We start from the raw sequence: 18857 nt of genomic DNA on the forward strand, positions 1-18857 counted from the left end.
AGATAGTCCACCCCTCTCTATTTCTATCTCAACCATTTGATCGCTATGATTTCGGTTCCTGCCCCTACTTTCGATTCAATTGTAAAACAATCCATTAATCTCTTAACCCCCGGCAACCCTGCCCCCAGTCCTCCTGAGGTGGTATATCCATCTTGCATTACTTGTCTAATATTGGAGATTCCAGGTCCATGATCTCTTGCAATTACTTGCAATCCTCGTTTTCCCCCTTCCTCTACCAAGGATATATGTATTTCTCCTGTTTTAGCGTACAGGTAGATGTTTCGAGCTAATTCAGAGATGGCAGTAGCAATCCTCGCTTGATCTACATCCCCATAACCCATCTCCTTTGCCATTAACCGACCTGACTGCCGTGCAGAAACAATATCCCATTCTGACTTTACTTCTATACAGGATTGGATTTCCACGGATTATCCCTCCAATTCCTGTTGAAGCTTGGCCATGCCTTGTTCTATATTTAGAGCCGTTTGAACATTGTCCATGGAAATGCCTAAATCAATCAGGGTAATCGCTACAGCAGGACGAATTCCTGTTAATACCACTTTCGTCCCCATAAGGTTCGCCATTAGCACAACGTCCCCTAATACTTTGGCAATAAAGCTATCCACCAATAAAACAGAAGTCAGATCAATAACGGCCCCTTTCGCTTCTGTTTCTCTAATTCGATTCAATAAATCCTCCTGAAATTGGAGCGCTGAATGATCATCTAAATCAATCTGAATGGAGATTAATAAATACTCTTTTAGTTTTAAAATTGGGATTCGACTCATCTTCCATAACCACCTTTAGCACTTAGCATCTTGAATTTGAATGATTTCCTTACCCTGTATAGCCAATGCTTCTTGAATTCCTTTACGCAACGTACTCGTGGTTTGAAATTTACCCAATTGAATCCCCAAATTGACAATCGTTTGGGCAATTTCAGGCCTAATTCCAACTAGAATCGCCTTGGCTCCCACCAAACGGACGGCCTCTGAGGCTTGAATGAGATGATGAGCAACCATTGTATCGACAATCGGTACCCCTGTAATATCTATGAGTACCACCTCAGATTCATACTTAATCACACCATTTAGAAGGTTCTCCATAATAAGACGAGCACGTTCTGTATCAATCGTACCAATAAGCGGCATAACACTAATTCCATCAAACACCGGAATCAAAGGAGCAGACAACTCTCTTAAAGCTAGTTTTTGCAATGTACTCGTCGTTTCCCAATTCCCCGTATACTCTGAAATCAATTGATCGATAATCGAGTCGATCCAATTCTGAATTTCTTGATACACATCTATATTTTGCACCTGATGATTGCTACCCATCTCTTGGATCGATTCCATTAATACCTTTTTAAAAATTTGCAACCCTTTTGTCAAGTATTGCAACGGCCATCCAAGTTGAATTTGCTCTTTGGCAAACAGTTTAAACTGTTCGCTTCTTTCTTCTAGTTGGTAGGGCATACTTTCAATTAATAAGAGGGCAAACTTGCGATTGGTCATCAGATAGACTTCATTCGTAATCATCTGTAGGCGCTGTTCTTCCCGTACACTTGTAATTTCTTTCATCCATTTTTCTATTAAAAGCTCTTTATTTTGCTCTATATATTCCAAAACATAGGGATTCATCTTTTTTCAACTCCTATATATTTGTGAATGGGTATTTGCTCATTACTTCACGTAAGATTAGACACTGGATAGATTGGAAGCTCAAAATAAAAAGTACTACCCTCGCCGTATTTACTTGTAAAACTAATCTGACCGCCATGCTGCCTCATGATCTCCTGACAGATATGTAATCCCACACCAAATCCATGGATTCCTTCATGCTCATCCGTATGGGCACGGAAAAACCTCTCAAATAATCGCGCCTGCTGCTCTTCAGGGATCCCAATCCCTTGATCCTGAACGGAAAAACGAATGGCTCCTTGATGCTGATCTAATACGATACAAATATTCGGATGATGAGGTGCATATTTGACCGCATTGGAAATTAAATTATGGATCACCCTTTTGATTTGCTTTACATCGGCATAAACATACGCCTCTGACAAATGATTGGTGTATTGAATATGATGAAACTCATTCGGGATAATAAATTCATCGAGAGCTTCCTCAGCAATGAGCGAGATGTCATACACTTGTAAATTCATGTCGAACTTCCCTTGATCCATTTTAAAAATCGATAACAGTTCATTGGTCAATTCGTCTAGTCTTATCGCTTCATCCAAAATAACTTTAAAAAAGGTTTGATCTCGATCAATTTCCTGCATTAATTTCAACGTTGGTTGGAAAAACCATTTCATCTCTCGCTCTCGATATCTTTCTAATACCAACTGTGTAAATCCCTTAATAGAGGTTAAAGGGGTTCTTAATTCATGTGCTGCAATCTGAATAAAATCTCGGCGGTTTTTCTCATCACGATTTTCAGCCGAAACATCCATCATCGTCAATATATTATACTGACTATCCGTATGATCAATATGTAAAGGACTCGTACTACATAAATAATAGCTTTCTGCACCCGTTTTTTTATGAATCAGCTTTAATTCATAATTCGTCACATACTCCCCTTTAATCGCCAAAGAAACAGGGAGTTCTTCTGTTCTTATGACCTTATCTCGAAAATCATAATATTCAAACTGAGACTTTATTTCCTCCGAAAGAATCGACACTGAATCATAAATGACATCCCCAATCAGGCTGATAAATGAAGGGTTGGCATGAACCTTCCTTCCTCCTGATCGAAAACGACCAACGGCCCCCCTATGCTATGTATAATTCTTTCCAAATGATAGGCTTGCTTCAGCGTTCGCTCTAGTTTCACTTGTTGCTCATTCAGTTTCTCAAACGCGAGAAGAATCAACGGCTTTTGGCTTTTTTCTTCTGAAAGCCTGATAGGTGAAAGCAAAATATTCCATAACGTTTTTTCTCCCTGACCTGAGAGACAGCATCGTTGAACCGATTTCTCTGTTTGGTCTATCATTACTTCATGAAGCGCATCTATGAATCTAGTATCCTCTTCGGGTGTAAGAACTACATCCAAAACACTTTTTCCAAGTGAAAGATTGGAATCTTCTTGTAGGTGGCTCCCCTTTACATTCATAAAAACAAGCTGAAAATCCCCATCTACGATCCATATCGCTTGAGGTAAGACCCTTAAAGCTTGGTAGAACACATCATCTTGTTTCACAGGAATTTGAACAGTCTGGCACACATACTCTCCCCCTTTATCATGAAATAGTGATGGTATCTTTTTATTGTATAACAAATATCCAATAAAGTGGAAAAATTATCATACTGGTTTCTATTTACGAATGATGGATATCGAACAATATATTTAAGAATTTTCTGAAATAAGATAAAAAATAAAAAGCCCTCCGCTTTATTCTAGGGAAGAGCTTTTTGAACTAGCCTTGAGATGATCAGGCTCTTATTTAAACTTTAAAACTCAATGAGTCCTAAACTAATTTGCAGGGCCTCATCAACTTTAACCATCATTTCTTCATCTAAATGTGTGATTTTGTCCGTAAGGCGTTGTTTATCAATCGTTCGAATTTGTTCTAATAAGATGACTGAATCTCGATCAAAACCGTAGGATTGCGCACTAATCTCTACATGGTAGGTAGTTTAGCCTTCTGAATCTGCGCTGTAATAGCTGCGACGATGACCGTGGGACTAAACCGATTTCCGATATCGTTTTGTATGATCAGTACAGGGCGAACGCCCCCTTGCTCTGATCCGACAACAGGTGAGAGATCCGCAAAATATACATCGCCACGCTTTACAATCAAATCCTACACCCCGCTTACTAAGCGGTCTAAGGTATGATCAGCTTCTTCCTCTGCGAGAAATGCCTCCGATGCCATATTTAGATTAATGCTTGCCATTTCCATATACCCTTTTTTCATGGTTTCACGAATATGACGTTTTTTCCTTTCATACAAATACATCTTCATGGCTTGACGAATCAATTCACTTCGATTGCAATTTTCTCGTTCTACCACACCATCAACTTCTTGCAACAAATGTTGCGGGATGCTGATCATAATTCGTTTCGTATTCGTATTGGACACTATCTCCGCACCTCCAACAATCCACCATTACACCAATTTTTAAGTCAATTACCAACTAATATAATACCATTATGTCGTGCAAAACACAAAATTATACTCCACCAAAAAGAATATTCGTCATGAGCCCCTCATATTCCTGCTTAATGGAAAATTTCACTGTTTTTCGTTTTGACTCTCCTTATAATACATCCTTGGAACACGTTTAGCAAGCTTACAAGGAATTTCGTAATTAATGGTATTTAATGTGTTCGCAATATCGTCTATTTTGATCTCTTGATCTCCTTGTTTTCCAATCAGTGTAACAGGTGTATCCCTTGAATATTCCTGATCAAGCCGAACCATCAGCTGGTCCATACAAATACGTCCCACTATCGGAAATCGTTTCCCCTGTATTAGTACATAAGAAGCATTGGACAGATTACGATCCCAGCCATCGGCATATCCGATGGGAAGAGTGCCAATCCATTCCTCTTTTTTGGTACGGTACGTAAGCCCGTAACTAATCCCTACATGAGAATCCACTTTTTTAACTAAGCTAAGCTTCGTATGCAAGGTAAATGCTTCTTGCAGTTGGAAAGGAAGCTCCTCTCGCACATTAGCAGAAGGATACAATCCATACATACTAATCCCTAAGCGGACCAAATTCGCATATTGGAGCGCTTCTGTACGAAAGATCCCTGCACTATTGGACAAGTGAATATAGGGAACAGTGATCTTCTCCTGCTGCAATCGAGCTACATATTCATTGAATTTAGAAATCTGACGTTCTAGAAAACTCTGATCTCTTTCATCTGCTGTAGCAAAATGAGTGAATATTCCCTCCCACATCAAATTCGGATGTGAACGCTGGGTGTATTTCTTATAAAGAGAAATAAAAGTATCTAATTGTTCCTCTTCCCATAGACCCAAGCGGCCCATACCTGTATCAATCTTAAGGTGGAAGCGGAGGGCGGAATGTTCAGCAGAGATGTACTTTTCGATATCAATAAAAGATTCTATATCGGTGATCGTGATAGACACATCATAAGATTGGGCAATAGAGAAATATTCATTCGCCAAATAACCCATTAACAGGATCGGTGCTTTTATTCCAGCTTGTCTTAGTTCAATCGCTTCTTCAAGTAGCGCGACACCTAGCCAGGTTGCTCCAGCAGCTAGTGCCTCTTCTGCTACTTGTATAGCCCCATGCCCATAACCATCTGCCTTGACAACAGCCATGATTTCTCTCTCTTTTTTTAAGAACTGATAATAGGAGGATACGTTGTGATGGATCGCATCAAGATTTATTGCTGCCCATGTTTGTCGATAATAAGGAGCTTGTTTCCTCATCCTGTTCACCTACTTCGATATACTCTAATCTGTTCCAAATATATCATGTCCTTAGGTTCAAAGCCATATGAAAGAAAAAGAAGAATAGGACTCCCCACTCTTCTTAGACAACAAAAAACATCTCTTTTATCACGTTTTAACCGTCGGTAAGTGAGCTAACCAACAAGTGGAGGAAACACTCCATCTGATAGAAGTCTACTTTATTTACTGGATTGCCCGAATACGGATTGAGCTATGGAAACCATCTCTTCCTCTGGAAGATCTCCCGTTGTAAGTTTAAAATCCACTCCATCGTAGGTCCATAACAAGCTTCTCTCCGTCATGACACCCACCGTAAATCCTAAATCAACCGGCTTTCCTGAGGGCATTGTCACCATTTTTGAACGTGGTCTTTCCTGAATGATACTATAATTGTAGTCCCCTTCATAACGAAGAACCACCATGGGCGATCATCCTGAACAACTTCCTTTTCTTCCACCAATTGAACGTTCATTGGCGTATAGGTTGGATGATACACTCCGAAACTGGCTTGACTATCCTCCGCTTCTTCAGCCATGACCGTCAAGGAGTGTAGCATCGCCCCTTGCATATTGCGTTGCATATCAAAGGCGTCATTCTCAAAAGCATAATCAAATTCAACATTGGAGAATACCACCTCAACAACTACTTTCATATCTGCATCCATCACTTGTACTTTTGATGGAGTGAGGTCTTTTCCAATCCATACCTTTTGATGCGTCAACATCTTATTCTGGTAATTAGCTGCTGTATCAAATACATATTGAGTTCCTTCAGTGGTAAACTGTCGATTCTTATCTGCTAAAATATCCTTAATGAGAGATTCGTATAGGTAGACCTGTCCATGATTCTCTGGCCAGCCACTTTGAAAACGAAAGCTTTTATTCAGGTGAGGGGTCAAGACAAAGACTCCGTCATCATTCCGCAAAATAATTTGAGTTACATCTCTTTCTTTGTTTTTTAAGCCTATGCGGTAATACTCAGGTTTCTGATGCCATACTTCTACTTCATATTCCTGTGGTTCTTGTCCTGTCTGCAAGACAAGGTTAGCATCCATTTTGTAGCTTTTTAATGTTTCTAACTTGTTGGCTAAATCTCCAACTACATCTTCTTCACCCTTACTGCCACAACCGACTAAGACAGCGATCAAGAGAGCAAGCAGAGCGACGAGAAGAAATCCCTTTTTCATATCATCATCCCCTTCATAAGTTTCACGATAAATATCTATGTCTTAGAAGTGGAAGATATGCAGACTAGCTTGACATGCTATGAATTTTTTTCTTCTAATACAACATAAGCCAGTGCATACTCAGCCGTATGTGTAATAGATATGTGAGTAGAGAACCTTTCTTGCCTGCCATGCCAAATGACTTGTGGCGCACCGCCTTCTGAAGGCAGAATAGACACATCCTTCCAGCTGAAATGTGGACCAATCCCCGTCTGTAAAGCCTTTGAGAGCGCCTCCTTGGCAGCAAAACGCCCAGCTACAAATTCTGTTTGTCGAAGGGGACTAAGACCCGAAAAATATTTTTTTTCTTGCTCTGTCAATATGCGCTCTACAAAACGCGGCTGCTCTTTCAGTATTTGATCAATCCTAGCTATTTCCACTAAATCAGTTCCAATTCCCTTAATCATCTTCTTCATCACAACCTTCTAGATCAAAATGTGGTAAACTATTGAGTAAAGTGAGGTGCATGATTCTTGTTTATTCGTTATGAACGATTTGATCAATTTATTCGACTCTATCCCATCGTCACTGGGCTGTTAGCCATTAATCTAGGGTTGTTTCTCCTCTCCATTTTCATTCCATCCTATTATACATATATCCACTATTGGGGTGTAGGCATCAATATCTTCGTTGCCGCAGGAGAGTACTGGAGATTAATTACCCCTGTTTTTTTACATGCTGGGTTAGGGCATGTCTTATTCAACAGTTTTTCCCTGCTTATTTTCGGTCCTGCTCTTGAACGAATCTTGGGCGGCTTCAGATTCACTATTTTATACCTATTTGCTGGATTTATAGGGAATGTAGGTACATTTTTATTCGAAGCGGGGGACTATATGCACTTAGGTGCTTCAGGGGCCATCTATGGGTTGCTTGGCTTATATTTCTACATGCGTTTTTTCCGCCAGGATTTGATTGATCCAGGATCAGCTCAAATCGTCACAACCGTCTTGATTATTGGTGCCATTTATACGGCTGTTATGCCTGGCATTAACATATTAGGTCATCTGTTTGGCTTCGTTGGCGGAACACTTCTGGGACCCGTTATTTTCCCCAAACAAAAAGGCTACTAAATTTAATAAGATTTCCACAAGCGATCATTCCCTTCGATGAAGAATGATCGCTTGTTGTTTTCCCTACCTCCATGTTGCTTTGTTTTATTTTTTATAGCCTCCCTTTTAAAAAATAAAGATTTCCTATAAAAATGCGCCATCTTTTTCTATATTTCTGCATTAAACCCCCTCACCCCAAAGAAAGCGCTTACTTTCAAAGGTTTTTGGCTCGAAGCACGCCTTGTAAAATGCATAAAAAATACATCCTTATATGTATATAATACATATTTATACCTATATAAACTAAGATAAAAATACAACTAAAATGGGTATTTTGCACTAGTATGTTTTTCCATAAATGACTAGAAAAGAGATTGATTCTATGCTATTATAAAGCCAGTTTATAATGCTTGGGGAGTCTAAAAATACCAATTCGAAATGTTTGTCAGTCGAATCATGACGAATTTTCTGAATAATTTTTTTTATCATGTACATCCCCATTTCTTTATGAATATACAATCTGAACAATCGATCAACAATCGATCACAATAGGCAAACAACCAAGAACAATCAAAACGTAGTATAGATAATAGAGGGGTGACACATCATGTCAGCTTTACTGGAAGTGAAAAACTTAAGGACCTGTTTCGTTAGTAAGAAAAAAGTGTTGCCTGTTGTCGATGGAGTAGACTTTAAAATCATGAAAGGTGAAACGGTTGCATTAGTAGGTGAATCAGGATGCGGAAAAAGCATGACCTCTCTCTCCATTATGAGGTTAGTCCCTACACCTGGTGGGGAAATCTCTGACGGAGAAGTCCTGTTCGATGGAACCAACTTGCTAGATTTGTCTGAGAGTCAAATGTGTAAGGTACGCGGAAATAATATCTCTATGATTTTCCAAGAACCCATGACCTCCCTTAATCCTGTATTAACAATTGGCGAACAATTAACTGAAGTATTATGCTACCATCAAAATCTTACAAAAAAAGAAGCTACACGAAAAGCAATCGAATTACTAGAGATGGTTGGCTTCTCTCGTGCAGCTGAAATTATTCACGATTATCCTCACCGTCTTTCAGGCGGAATGAGGCAGCGCGTCATGATTGCCATTGCCATGAGCTGTAATCCTAAATTACTGATTGCTGATGAGCCTACCACAGCTCTTGATGTAACGATTCAAGCTCAAATACTAGAGTTAATGAAAGACTTAACGAATAAATTTGACACTTCTATCTTACTCATTACCCATGATTTAGGAGTCGTGTCTGATCTCGCTGAGAAAGTCATTGTTATGTATGCTGGACAAGTTGTGGAAGAGGCAACGGTAGATCAGTTATTTGATAAGCCTTACCATCCCTACACACAAGGACTTCTTGCTTCGGTACCTACATTAGAAGGAGAAATTGGACGCCTGCAATCGATCAAAGGAAATGTACCGTTACCTGATCAAATGCCACAGGGCTGTCGATTCGCTCCTCGATGTAGTCAGGCCTTGAACCGTTGTCATCTTGAAAAACCAACTCTTAAAGAAGTAGAGCCTAGTCGTTTCGTGCGTTGCTTTCTTTATGAGGATGAGGAGGTCTAACCATGTTGGCAGAAAACCTGACAAAGAACAAGACAGAAAAAATTCCTGCTGAGAAAATACTTGAAGTAACCAATCTAAAAAAACACTTTCCCATTAAGGCTGGATTGATTCAAAAAACAGTGGGACATGTCAAGGCTGTGGATGGCTTAACCTTTTCTGTAAATCGAGGAGAAACGCTCGGAATAGTAGGTGAGTCGGGATGTGGAAAATCAACAGCGGGAAGAACGCTCATCCGTTTGTATGAACCACTGAGGGAAGCATTCTGTTCAAGGGTAAGGATATTACTCATCTTTCCGAAAGAACCTTGCGTCGTTCGGTCCGAAGAGATATCCAAATGGTCTTCCAGGATCCTTTTGCTTCTTTAAATCCAAGAAAGACCTTAGAATCCATCCTAGAAGAACCCTTATTCGTACATAACATAGGAAAAGCAAAAGAACGAAGAGAAAAAGTGGAGGAGCTATTAGCAACCGTTGGACTTAATCCAGCCTTTCGCACTCGTTATCCTCATGAATTTTCAGGGGGGCAACGGCAACGAATAGGGATTGCTAGAGCCCTTTCCTTAAGCCCGGATCTGATTATTGCAGATGAACCTGTATCGGCTCTTGACGTTTCGATCCAAGCCCAAATTATTAATCTAATGCAAGACTTACAGCAAGAGCTTGACTTAACGTATGTATTTATCTCGCATGACCTCAGTGTCGTTCGACACATTAGTGACCGAGTGGCAGTCATGTACTTAGGAAAGATGATGGAGCTTTCGGAGAAGCACGATCTGTATAACGATCCGCTTCATCCATATACTCAAGCACTTCTATCCGCTGTTCCTATACCTAGAAAGCCTGGAACAGCGAAAAGAGAGCGCATTATTCTTCAGGGAGATCTACCAAGTCCGTCAAATCCACCTGAAGGATGTGTTTTTCACACGAGATGTCCACAAGCCATGGCATCCTGTAAATCCATCATACCTGAATTCAAAGAAGTTAAATCTGGCCATTTTGTTGCCTGTCATCTGTACGAATAATAGTAAAAAGATATTCATGCAGAGGACAAGCTAAGATAAAAAATGGGAATTTATTGTAGCTGTTGAGGGGGGATCAACAACAGGAGCTATGGTTAGGCATTATCACTTTTTATTACACAACCACATTTAGGAGGGGTCAGTTTTGAACACGAAAAAAACATTACTTGTCTTTTTAAGCTTCATTCTTGTGTTTTCATTATTTCTAGGCGCATGCGCTAAAACAGACGAAGGAGTAACGTCTGATACAGGGGCACAAGGCGAAAAAGAAACAACAGAAGCAACAGCTAAAGAACCTAAAGTAGGCGGAGATTTAGTTATTGGTGCTTTTGGAAATCCTAAGGATGCAGGAAATCCATTATGGTCTAATGACACTGCTAGTAGTGAAGCCATTAAGGATGTTGTTTTTGACGCTCTAGTAAAGGTCGATGAAAACTTTGTAGCGCAACCATCCATGGCAGAACGCTGGGAAACATCTGATGATGGTCTAACTTGGACTTTCTATTTAAAGGATAATATTAAGTGGCATGATGGAACAAAATTTACTGCAGAAGATGTCAAATTTACATATGATATCCCTAGACACGAAGATTATGATGGATTCCGCGCCAGCGATTTTGAAGCGATCGAATCTGTTAACGTCATCGATCCATTAACTGTAGAAGTGAAGTTTTCTAGACCTTATGCTAAATTCATAATGGTTACAGCAGCTTATGAAATTCTTCCTAAGCATATTTTAGGAGATGTTCCTGTGGCTGAAATGGGAGAGCATGAATTCTCCACTTCTAAACCAATTGGAACAGGTCCTTTCATGTTTAGTGAGTGGAAGGATGGAGAATATGTGAAAGTGGTTGCTTTTGACGATTATCATGCGGGACGTCCTTATCTAGATTCCATTACCACTAGACTATATGCGGACCAGAATGCCTTACTAGCTGCGCTTGAGGGCGGATCCATTGATATGATGATTATTCCCCAACCAGACGTAAATACAGCAAAAGAATGGGAAGAAAAAGGAAGCATCAAGCTGCATGATACTCTTGCTCTTTCCTATACCTACCTTGGCTACAACCTACGTAATGATTTATTCAAAGATGTCAAAGTTCGCCAAGCGATTACACACGCTCTAGACAGAGAAACAATAATCGGAGCTGTTATGGAAGGCTATGGTGAGGTGGCTCACACACCTACAAGCCCACTAAGCTGGGCTTACAATCCTGATACACCACAATTTGAATTCAATGTAGAAAAAGCAAAACAACTTCTTGCTGAAGCTGGCTGGGAGCCAGGTCCAGATGGAATTCTTGTCAAGGATGGAAAGCGTTTCTCTTTTGAATTAAAAACAAACCAAGGAAATAAAGTACGTGAAGATCTTGCGGTTATTGCTCAAGAGCAATTAAAAGAAGTTGGAATTGAAGTGAAGATCAATATTATGGAGTGGAGTGCATTCATTAATGATGTAAATCCTCCTAACTGGAAGTTCGATGCAATCATCTTAGGTTGGGCTCTAGGAATGGATCCGGATCCTAAACCAATCTGGCATTCAGACAACATTCAACATGGAAACAATTCAATTGCTTACTCTCGTTCTGATCTTGATGCCTTAATGGATGAACAAAATGAAACTCTGGACCCAGAGGAAAGAAAGAAAATGATTTGGAAGATCCTAAATGAAATTGCTTTGGATCAACCTTACACGTTCTTATACTATCCAATGGAATTTGTGGCAACTCCGACGAATCTAGAAGGATTTACACAACATCCAAGATTACGCAGATACAAAGCTCATGAATGGTGGTTAGACAAATAAGATTGACTGATCTTACGTGAATAATGAATTGGGGGGAGTCTTCTCCTCCCTTCTTTATGAACAATTCTGAAGGAGGACCTAGAACATGACTTCATATATCATTCGAAGAATTCTTATGGCTATACCCTTACTTCTAGGTATATCCATCCTGACATTTGCCATCATGCATATTGCCCCTGGAGGACCTGTAGAACTTCTTATTGATCCTAGCATTTCTGCTGCCGATACAGAAAAAATGATGGAAAAATACGGGCTGAATGATCCTATTCCCGTACAATATGTGAAATGGATGGGAACGATCCTTCAAGGTGATTTTGGCACCTCCTATATTCGTAAGGGAGTTCCTGTCAGTGAAATGATTATGAATCGCTTGCCTAATACTCTGCTTCTAATGGCAGTTTCCACGGTTATAGCGATCCTGATATCTATTCCCTTTGGTGTGGTTTCTGCTACCAGACAATATACTCCAATCGATTATTCTGTGACTGTAACTTCCTTTCTAGGATTAGCCACCCCAAACTTTTGGTTAGGGCTCATGCTTATTATGTTCTTTTCCATTAAATTCGGCATGTTTCCAACTGGAGGTGTTTCCACGCTTAATGCTGACTTTAGTATTTTGGACCGCATACATCATCTAATTTTGCCTGCTTTTGTTTTAGCAACCGCAGATATGGCTGGTCTAACAAGATACACTCGTTCCAGTATGCTAGAGGTTATCAAGCAAGATTATATGAGAACAGCTAGAGCAAAAGGTTTCAAAGAAAGAAAAGTGATTTATAAGCATGGATTACGAAACGGACTTATCCCTGTTATCACGATTTTTGGTTTAATGTTACCGAGTTTCTTCGGTGGAGCTGTTATCGTTGAAAGAGTATTTAATTGGCCCGGCATCGGCTCACTATTTCTTGATTCTGTATTTATGCGAGATTATCCGGTTATTATGGCAGTCACCATGTTGGCTGCAACATTAGTCGTCATAGGAAATTTACTAGCTGATATTGCCTATGCCATAGTAGATCCTAGAATCGAATACTAGAGAGGGGAGAATATCATGCAAGGAAATGAAAGCGTTACTGAACTATCTCAAGGTCAAATTATAGTCAACCCTCCAATTCAAAAGCCGGATACCTTAACAAAGATCATCGTGCGCAAGTTCTTAAAAAACAAATTAGCTGTCGGTGGATTAATTGTATTAATCATTATCATTGGTTCAGCCATATTAGCACCCCAGCTTGCCACACATGATCCTGCCAAAACAAATTTATTACATAAGTTAAGCCCACCTAGCAGCGAATTTTGGTTAGGAACAGATAATTTAGGACGAGATATCTTTAGCCGACTCCTCTACGGAGCTCGTATATCTTTATTAGTTGGCTTTGCCTCTGTTCTTGGATCCATTACGATTGGAACAGTCATTGGTGCGGTTGCTGGATATTATGGTGGAAGAGTGGATGCCTTTTTCATGCGTTTAGTAGATATCATTATCTCTTTCCCCAATATCTTTCTACTGATTACCTTGGTCACCATCTTTGATCCTGGTATAGACAAGCTGATTATGACATTTGCACTCTTGACCTGGACAGGAACGGCTCGTCTGGTACGTGGAGAATTTCTAACCTTACGATCAAGGGAATTTGTATTAGCAGCGAAAACATTAGGAATGAATAGTGCAAGGATTATTTTCTTTCATATTTTACCAAATGCACTTGGACCGATTATCGTTGCCGCTACTTTAGGCGTGGGTGGAGTTATTTTAGCGGAGAGTGCCTTGAGTTTCTTAGGACTCGGTATACAGCCTCCAACAGCTAGCTGGGGGAATATGCTTCAAGGAGCTCAAAGCTATACAATCATGAAAACAGCTTGGTGGTACCCCTTATTTCCAGGGTTAATGATTGCCATTACGGTACTCGCCTTCAACTTTGTTGGTGATGGATTAAGAGATGCGTTTGATCCTCGTATGAAAGAATAAAAGTCAAGTAATGGCTACTTGACTTTTTTCTTTTCACAATGAATTTTCCATTATCGAATTTGCAAATAAATCGCTAGATTCTCCCGCATAAGTTCAGACTGATAGGAATCATTGGTTTGCAGATGATATTCATTCCCCTTCTTTTCACTCTGATAACCAAAAAATCCTCTGCTCTTCAAAAAGGAATCAATATCTTTGACATCTTCATTCATATTTAATAAAATTTTATGCCCCACAAACGCTCCGTTTACATAAACTTCATAGGTGTCATGTGCCATTTTCAAATGTTCAGCTTCATCCTCCACAAAAGGAAAGGGAGCTACATTATATAGAAAACCATTATGATCTCCAAAAGGAAAACCTCCAAACTGAGCCATACATACCCTCCTTATCTTTCTCAAAAAACTTTTTCAAGTATTTTCAAGTTTATCTCTAGTTTTCCAAGCGAGGTTGGTTTTTATTCCACTCCTGCCATCCTGTACATAGTCTGTGCACGATCAAATCATAACGAAATGAAGATAAAAGGAAAGGAAGTACAAAGAGAAAAAAGAAATATAAGATGATGAAAAATTCCTAAGGAAGAAAGTATATTTTTTTCGTTAAGAGGAATTTTAAGGAGTACCAAGATGATTTTTCATATATCACTGGAATGTTAATGAAAAAAGGAGATGAGCACATGAGAAATCAAGTTATGACCACAAGCACCTCAAGTAACAATAACAATCTTGTCGTTCCAGAAGCAAGACAAGTACTAGATCATATGAAATTTGAAATTGCTCAAGAGTTTGGCGTACAATTAGGACCAGATACAACCTCTAGAGCTAATGGTTCTGTTGGAGGAGAGATGACAAAACGTTTGGTTCAATTAGCTCAGATTGATCTTGCTAACCGTATCCATTAATCATCGATCGTTTTTAAGAAAAACTCGGCTTTGCCGAGTCCTTTTTGTTTTAGTGTTTTTATTGATTCGTTTTTATTATTTGTGCAATCCGCTCCATCCCTTGGACTACCTCTTCTGCTGTGAGATGAGAGAACCCGAAGCAGGCGGCTTTTTGCTTTTGATTTTGAAAATATTCAGATGTATCTGTCCAGACAATTCCTTGCTCTCTGCATCTTGCTATAAGCTGTTCATATTCCTCCCAGCTTTTTTTCCACCAAGCAAATACATGGAGTCCCGCATCCGAATGGATAGGTTCAAAGTAGTCTGCTAGGTGCTCCCGTATCGCCTGCTCCAGCAGCAGATGGTTTTGATCATATATTTTTCGCATTTTCCTTAGATGCTTCTCATAATAGCCATTGTGGATAAAAGAAGCGATTACTTGTTGCTCAATGAGGGAGCTGGGATGTGGATCATAAATCTGCTTGGCTTTTAAAAAGGGTTCTCTCAACCATTTAGGGAGGATAATATAGCCGACTCGAATATGAGAAAAGAGTGTTTTAGAAAAGGTTCCCATATAGACGACTCGATCTGCTTGATCAAGAATTTTCAAGGGTTCAATAGGACGTCCTTGGTATCTAAATTCACTATCATAATCATCTTCAATAATCACTGCCTGTTTCTCTTCAGCCCATTGTACTAGCTCCATTCTTCTAGAAAAGCTTAATACTCGACCCGTGGGAAATTGCCGGCTAGGAGTGACAAATACAAGCTTCGCTGGAAAGTCTGCTATTTTCATTCCTTCATGATCCATCTCCGTCGGAATAGGAATCCCTCCACAAGCTCTAATCGCCCTCACATTGCCTACATAGCCAGGCTCTTCAACCATCACAGATTCACCTGTATCAATGAGCAATTGACATAACAGAGCAATAGCTTGGACTGAACCACTCACAATAGCGATATCCTCTGCCTCCACCTTCATTCCTCTAGCTCGAGCTAAATATTGAGAAATAGCCTCTCTCAGATTGGCTCTACCAGCTGTACTAAATGTGCGGCTTTGCTTCGTGGCTATTTCCTTGCTATTCTTCAAGGCTTGATAATAACAGCGATTCCATTCCTTATAAGGAAAATGGGTAGTATTAGGAATTCCTATTTGGAAGCTCAGCTTCGGTTCAATATTCTCTGTACGGGATCTTAGGGGAAGAGCGTTGACTCGTTGTCCCCAGCGAGAAAGAGGAATGGGCGCTTCCCGCTCTATTTGGGGCTGCTGCTCTCTATAATAATAGCTCACATAGGTTCCACTACCAGGTCGTGTTTCAATATATCCTTCTGCTGCTAGCATATCATAGACCTGCACGATAATTCCTCTAGACACGTGATAAGTTTCTCCTAGCTCACGTGTTGAGGGCAAACGTTCTCCATACGGTAGCAACTGGTTCAGAATCGCCTCACGCAAAAGATGATAAATCGCCAGATATTTGTATTTATATTTTTGTTCATATACATGAAAGGGGAGATCGAAAATCATACCTAGCTGCCTACTCCTCTCTAAATTGGTCTATAAAAATAGTTCTAAATTGGATCTTTTTATTAAACCAATTATACCTTATGATTCTAAATGAAAGAACATTTAAGACAAATAAAAGTGGAGGGATCATATGATTACATACAAAAAAAATATACCTTTAGACGCAAAAGACGTCATCGAGGTATTTAGAAGTTCGGGCATTAGAAGACCGATTGAGGATACAGAGCGAATTCAACGTATGCTTGATCAAGCTAATTTAACCATTTCGGCTTGGGACGGAGAGCAGCTTGTTGGGATCGCTCGATCTGTCACAGATTTTGCTATTGCTGTTACCTATCTGACTTGGCAGTGGCAAAAGAATATCAAAAAAAAGGCATTGGTCAAGAGTTAATTGCCAAAACGCAAGACTCTCTGAGCAGTGATGTAGCCCTTCTGCTTCTCTCTGCTCCCAATGCCATGTCCTATTATCCTCATATCGGGTTTACTCAGGCTCATCATGCATGGTTACTTCCTAGGCAAACCTAATTTAGTTGATCGCTTTATTTCTATATCAGCTTATTTTAATCACTTTGAAGTCATAGGAATCAAGTGATACCTCAATCCCTGTAGAAGTCAAGATGATCTCTTGATTTGTCCATAGATCAAGGGCTGTAGAAGAAGGAGAGTCATAAGAAACAGATAGTGATTTCTCCTTCTTATCAGGTTCATGATAAATAATAAGGTTTCTTCTCCTTGTTTCTTTTCATAGATAAGGATATTCTCCTTATATCCATCCTCTAAGAAACGAAGCTGTGCCCCATTCCCGAAGGCAGGGGAGGTTTTTCTAAGTTGAATCAAGCGTTGAACAAAGGCAAATAGCTCTCGATTCTGCTTCTTCTCATCCCAACGCATACATTCTCGACACCCAGGATCTCTGTCTCCTGTCATGCCAATCTCGTCCCCATAATATAGGCAGGGGGATCCGGTAAAGGAAAGCTGGAATAAAAACATCAGTTTGAGAAGCTTCTTATTTTCTCCGCAAATGGTTAAAATCCTTGGAGTATCATGACTTCCCAATAAATTAAAGGTCACTTCATTAACATGCTCAGGATAAGAATGGAGCACCTTATTGATACGATGGACAAAGGTTTCCGTATCGATTTTCTCTTTCGCTAAATAATCCAATACCGCGTTGGTAAAAGGATAGTTCATGACAGCATCAAATTGATCTCCTTGCAGCCAAGGCATCGAATCATGCCAGATTTCTCCAAGAATATAGGCATCTGGTTTGGCGGCTTTGACCACTTCGCGAAACTTTCTCCAGAAAGCATGATCCACTTCATTCGCCACATCTAAACGCCAGCCATCAATATTAAACTCCTCGATCCAATACCTTGCAACCTGTAATAAATAGTTTTGAACCTCTCTATTTTCCGTACGTAATTTTGGCATGGTGCGTTCAAAAGCAAAAGCATCATAGTTTGGAGGGTTACTATCTTGGACAGGAAATTCACGGATATGAAACCAATCGGCATAAGGTGAATATTCCCCTTTTTCCAATACATCTTGAAATGGAGGGAAGTAGTAACCACTATGATTAAATACAGCGTCCAACATGACACGAATGCCTCTCTCATGGCATTTCTTAACTAACAGCTTGAAGGTTTCCTTATCGCCAAACTGCGGGTCAATCTCTAAGTAGTTGATGGTATCATACTTATGGTTGGAGGCAGCTTTGAAAATAGGGGTGAAATAGATCCCTGTAATTCCGAGCTCAGCTAAATAATCTAGATTGTCAATGACCCCTTGAAAATCACCGCCAAAAAAATTATTAACAGCAGGAGGCTCACTTCCCCACGCTACCGTGTTTGGAGGATTTAGAGCGGTATTCCCGTTGGCAAAGCGCTCCGGAAAAATTTGATACCACACCGTATCCTTGACCCATTCAGGCGCCTCAAACAAATCAGCAGGGTTCAAAAAGGGGAAGCAGAAATAATACGCCGTATCATCTACCTTAATTTCATCGAAAAAACCTTCTTCCGTGTAGATCAGGGTTTCCTCACCACTCTTTAACTCGAAGCCATAACGCAATCTACGATAAGGTGGTTTGATGGCAATAAACCAGTAATCAAAAAGGGAGTCTGACCCACTTTTCTTCATAGCTGCTTTCTGCACATTCCAGCTAGCTCCTTCTTCTAGCACTGTCCAATGATAGGGATCCCCATGAATCAACTGAACTTGTTCTGCATCCCCTTTTTTCGTTCGCAGGCGAATGTGTAGGGTGCTTCCATCATACGCATAGGCAAAATTGTTTTTGGGACGATGATAAATCGCTTCTTTTAACAAGGTAATTCCTCCTTCATTTCACTATTTTTTC

Annotated in this window: 20 protein-coding genes and 3 pseudogenes; 9 read left to right on the top strand and 14 right to left on the bottom strand. The window is 40.0% G+C overall.

Annotation, left to right across the window (positions count from 1 at the left end):
* Window positions 1–23: 23 nt before the first annotated feature.
* The 11 genes and pseudogenes from JCM10596_RS06130 to acpS all read right to left on the bottom strand — a co-directional run bounded on the left by JCM10596_RS06130 (window position 24) and on the right by acpS (window position 7069).
* A complete protein-coding gene (locus tag JCM10596_RS06130; RefSeq protein WP_025026354.1) occupies window positions 24–425 on the bottom strand; it encodes an anti-sigma regulatory factor in 402 nt (133 codons plus the stop codon).
* Between the two features lie 3 nt (window positions 426–428).
* Entirely contained in the window at window positions 429–788 is a 360-nt protein-coding gene (locus JCM10596_RS06135; RefSeq protein ID WP_025026355.1) for an STAS domain-containing protein, read from the bottom strand.
* A gap of 15 nt (window positions 789–803) precedes the next feature.
* Complete coding sequence (gene rsbRA / locus JCM10596_RS06140; RefSeq protein ID WP_025026356.1) at window positions 804–1640, bottom strand: RsbT co-antagonist protein RsbRA; 837 nt, start codon at window positions 1638–1640, stop codon at window positions 804–806.
* A gap of 47 nt (window positions 1641–1687) precedes the next feature.
* On the bottom strand, window positions 1688–2686 hold the full coding sequence (locus JCM10596_RS06145; RefSeq protein WP_025026357.1) for a sensor histidine kinase: 999 nt from the start codon (window positions 2684–2686) through the stop codon (window positions 1688–1690).
* Window positions 2687–2709: 23 nt separating this feature from the next.
* A complete protein-coding gene (locus JCM10596_RS06150; RefSeq protein ID WP_025026358.1) occupies window positions 2710–3228 on the bottom strand; it encodes a nitrogen regulation protein NR(II) in 519 nt (172 codons plus the stop codon).
* Window positions 3229–3455: 227 nt separating this feature from the next.
* Window positions 3456–3805, bottom strand: a pseudogene (locus JCM10596_RS24175) (type II toxin-antitoxin system PemK/MazF family toxin).
* Between the two features lie 3 nt (window positions 3806–3808).
* Window positions 3809–4060, bottom strand: coding sequence for a CopG family ribbon-helix-helix protein (locus JCM10596_RS06160; RefSeq protein ID WP_304502746.1), 252 nt, complete (start codon window positions 4058–4060; stop codon window positions 3809–3811).
* Window positions 4061–4240: 180 nt separating this feature from the next.
* On the bottom strand, window positions 4241–5416 hold the full coding sequence (gene alr / locus JCM10596_RS06165; protein ID WP_025026360.1) for an alanine racemase: 1176 nt from the start codon (window positions 5414–5416) through the stop codon (window positions 4241–4243).
* Between the two features lie 200 nt (window positions 5417–5616).
* The gene (locus JCM10596_RS31245) at window positions 5617–5793 is read right to left on the bottom strand and encodes a DUF4367 domain-containing protein (protein WP_369345607.1); all 177 of its coding nucleotides are present in this window, start codon (window positions 5791–5793) and stop codon (window positions 5617–5619) included.
* Entirely contained in the window at window positions 5787–6623 is an 837-nt protein-coding gene (locus JCM10596_RS24180) for a LolA family protein (RefSeq protein ID WP_051541196.1), read from the bottom strand. The genes JCM10596_RS31245 and JCM10596_RS24180 overlap by 7 nt, the downstream gene beginning before the upstream one ends.
* Before the next feature lie 77 nt (window positions 6624–6700).
* Window positions 6701–7069, bottom strand: a complete 369-nt coding sequence (acpS, locus tag JCM10596_RS06175) for a holo-ACP synthase (RefSeq protein WP_025026361.1) — start codon at window positions 7067–7069, stop codon at window positions 6701–6703.
* Between the two features lie 66 nt (window positions 7070–7135).
* Here acpS and JCM10596_RS06180 point away from each other — a divergent pair, with 66 nt between their 5' ends.
* From JCM10596_RS06180 to opp4C, 6 genes and pseudogenes are all read left to right on the top strand, one after another.
* Window positions 7136–7732, top strand: a complete 597-nt coding sequence (locus JCM10596_RS06180) for a rhomboid family intramembrane serine protease (RefSeq protein WP_025026362.1) — start codon at window positions 7136–7138, stop codon at window positions 7730–7732.
* Between the two features lie 586 nt (window positions 7733–8318).
* Window positions 8319–9296, top strand: a complete 978-nt coding sequence (locus JCM10596_RS06190; RefSeq protein WP_025026363.1) for an ABC transporter ATP-binding protein — start codon at window positions 8319–8321, stop codon at window positions 9294–9296.
* 2 nt (window positions 9297–9298) lie between these two features.
* Window positions 9299–10317, top strand: a pseudogene (locus JCM10596_RS24185) (ABC transporter ATP-binding protein).
* Between the two features lie 142 nt (window positions 10318–10459).
* The gene (locus JCM10596_RS06200) at window positions 10460–12124 is read left to right on the top strand and encodes a peptide-binding protein (protein ID WP_025026364.1); all 1665 of its coding nucleotides are present in this window, start codon (window positions 10460–10462) and stop codon (window positions 12122–12124) included.
* 85 nt (window positions 12125–12209) lie between these two features.
* Complete coding sequence (locus tag JCM10596_RS06205; protein ID WP_025026365.1) at window positions 12210–13160, top strand: ABC transporter permease; 951 nt, start codon at window positions 12210–12212, stop codon at window positions 13158–13160.
* Window positions 13161–13175: 15 nt separating this feature from the next.
* Entirely contained in the window at window positions 13176–14093 is a 918-nt protein-coding gene (gene opp4C / locus JCM10596_RS06210) for an oligopeptide ABC transporter permease (RefSeq protein ID WP_025026366.1), read from the top strand.
* Between the two features lie 50 nt (window positions 14094–14143).
* Here opp4C and JCM10596_RS24190 read toward each other — a convergent pair whose 3' ends face one another.
* Window positions 14144–14470 carry a hypothetical protein gene (locus JCM10596_RS24190; RefSeq protein ID WP_025026367.1) on the bottom strand — a complete coding sequence of 109 codons (327 nt, stop codon included), beginning with the start codon at window positions 14468–14470 and terminating at the stop codon, window positions 14144–14146.
* Between the two features lie 299 nt (window positions 14471–14769).
* Here JCM10596_RS24190 and JCM10596_RS06220 point away from each other — a divergent pair, with 299 nt between their 5' ends.
* Window positions 14770–14994: an alpha/beta-type small acid-soluble spore protein gene (locus tag JCM10596_RS06220; RefSeq protein ID WP_439644805.1), complete on the top strand. Its 225-nt coding sequence runs from the start codon at window positions 14770–14772 to the stop codon at window positions 14992–14994.
* 58 nt (window positions 14995–15052) lie between these two features.
* On the opposite strand, the gene pdxR is transcribed toward JCM10596_RS06220, so the two are convergent.
* Complete coding sequence (pdxR, locus tag JCM10596_RS06225) at window positions 15053–16501, bottom strand: MocR-like pyridoxine biosynthesis transcription factor PdxR (RefSeq protein WP_025026369.1); 1449 nt, start codon at window positions 16499–16501, stop codon at window positions 15053–15055.
* A 130-nt stretch (window positions 16502–16631) separates the two neighbouring features.
* On the opposite strand from pdxR, the gene JCM10596_RS24195 reads away from it, so the two are divergent.
* The gene (locus tag JCM10596_RS24195; RefSeq protein ID WP_439644807.1) at window positions 16632–16892 is read left to right on the top strand and encodes a hypothetical protein; all 261 of its coding nucleotides are present in this window, start codon (window positions 16632–16634) and stop codon (window positions 16890–16892) included.
* Window positions 16850–17026 carry a GNAT family N-acetyltransferase gene (locus JCM10596_RS31645; protein ID WP_439644808.1) on the top strand — a complete coding sequence of 59 codons (177 nt, stop codon included), beginning with the start codon at window positions 16850–16852 and terminating at the stop codon, window positions 17024–17026. Before JCM10596_RS24195 ends, JCM10596_RS31645 begins: the two co-directional genes overlap by 43 nt.
* Window positions 17027–17051: 25 nt before the next feature.
* Here JCM10596_RS31645 and JCM10596_RS24200 read toward each other — a convergent pair.
* Window positions 17052–18826: pseudogene (locus JCM10596_RS24200) on the bottom strand (glycoside hydrolase family 13 protein).
* Between the last annotated feature and the right edge of the window lie 31 nt (window positions 18827–18857).

It is taken from the genome of Caldalkalibacillus mannanilyticus JCM 10596 (assembly GCF_000615945.1).
Taxonomy (GTDB): domain Bacteria; phylum Bacillota; class Bacilli; order Caldalkalibacillales; family JCM-10596; genus Bacillus_AT; species Bacillus_AT mannanilyticus.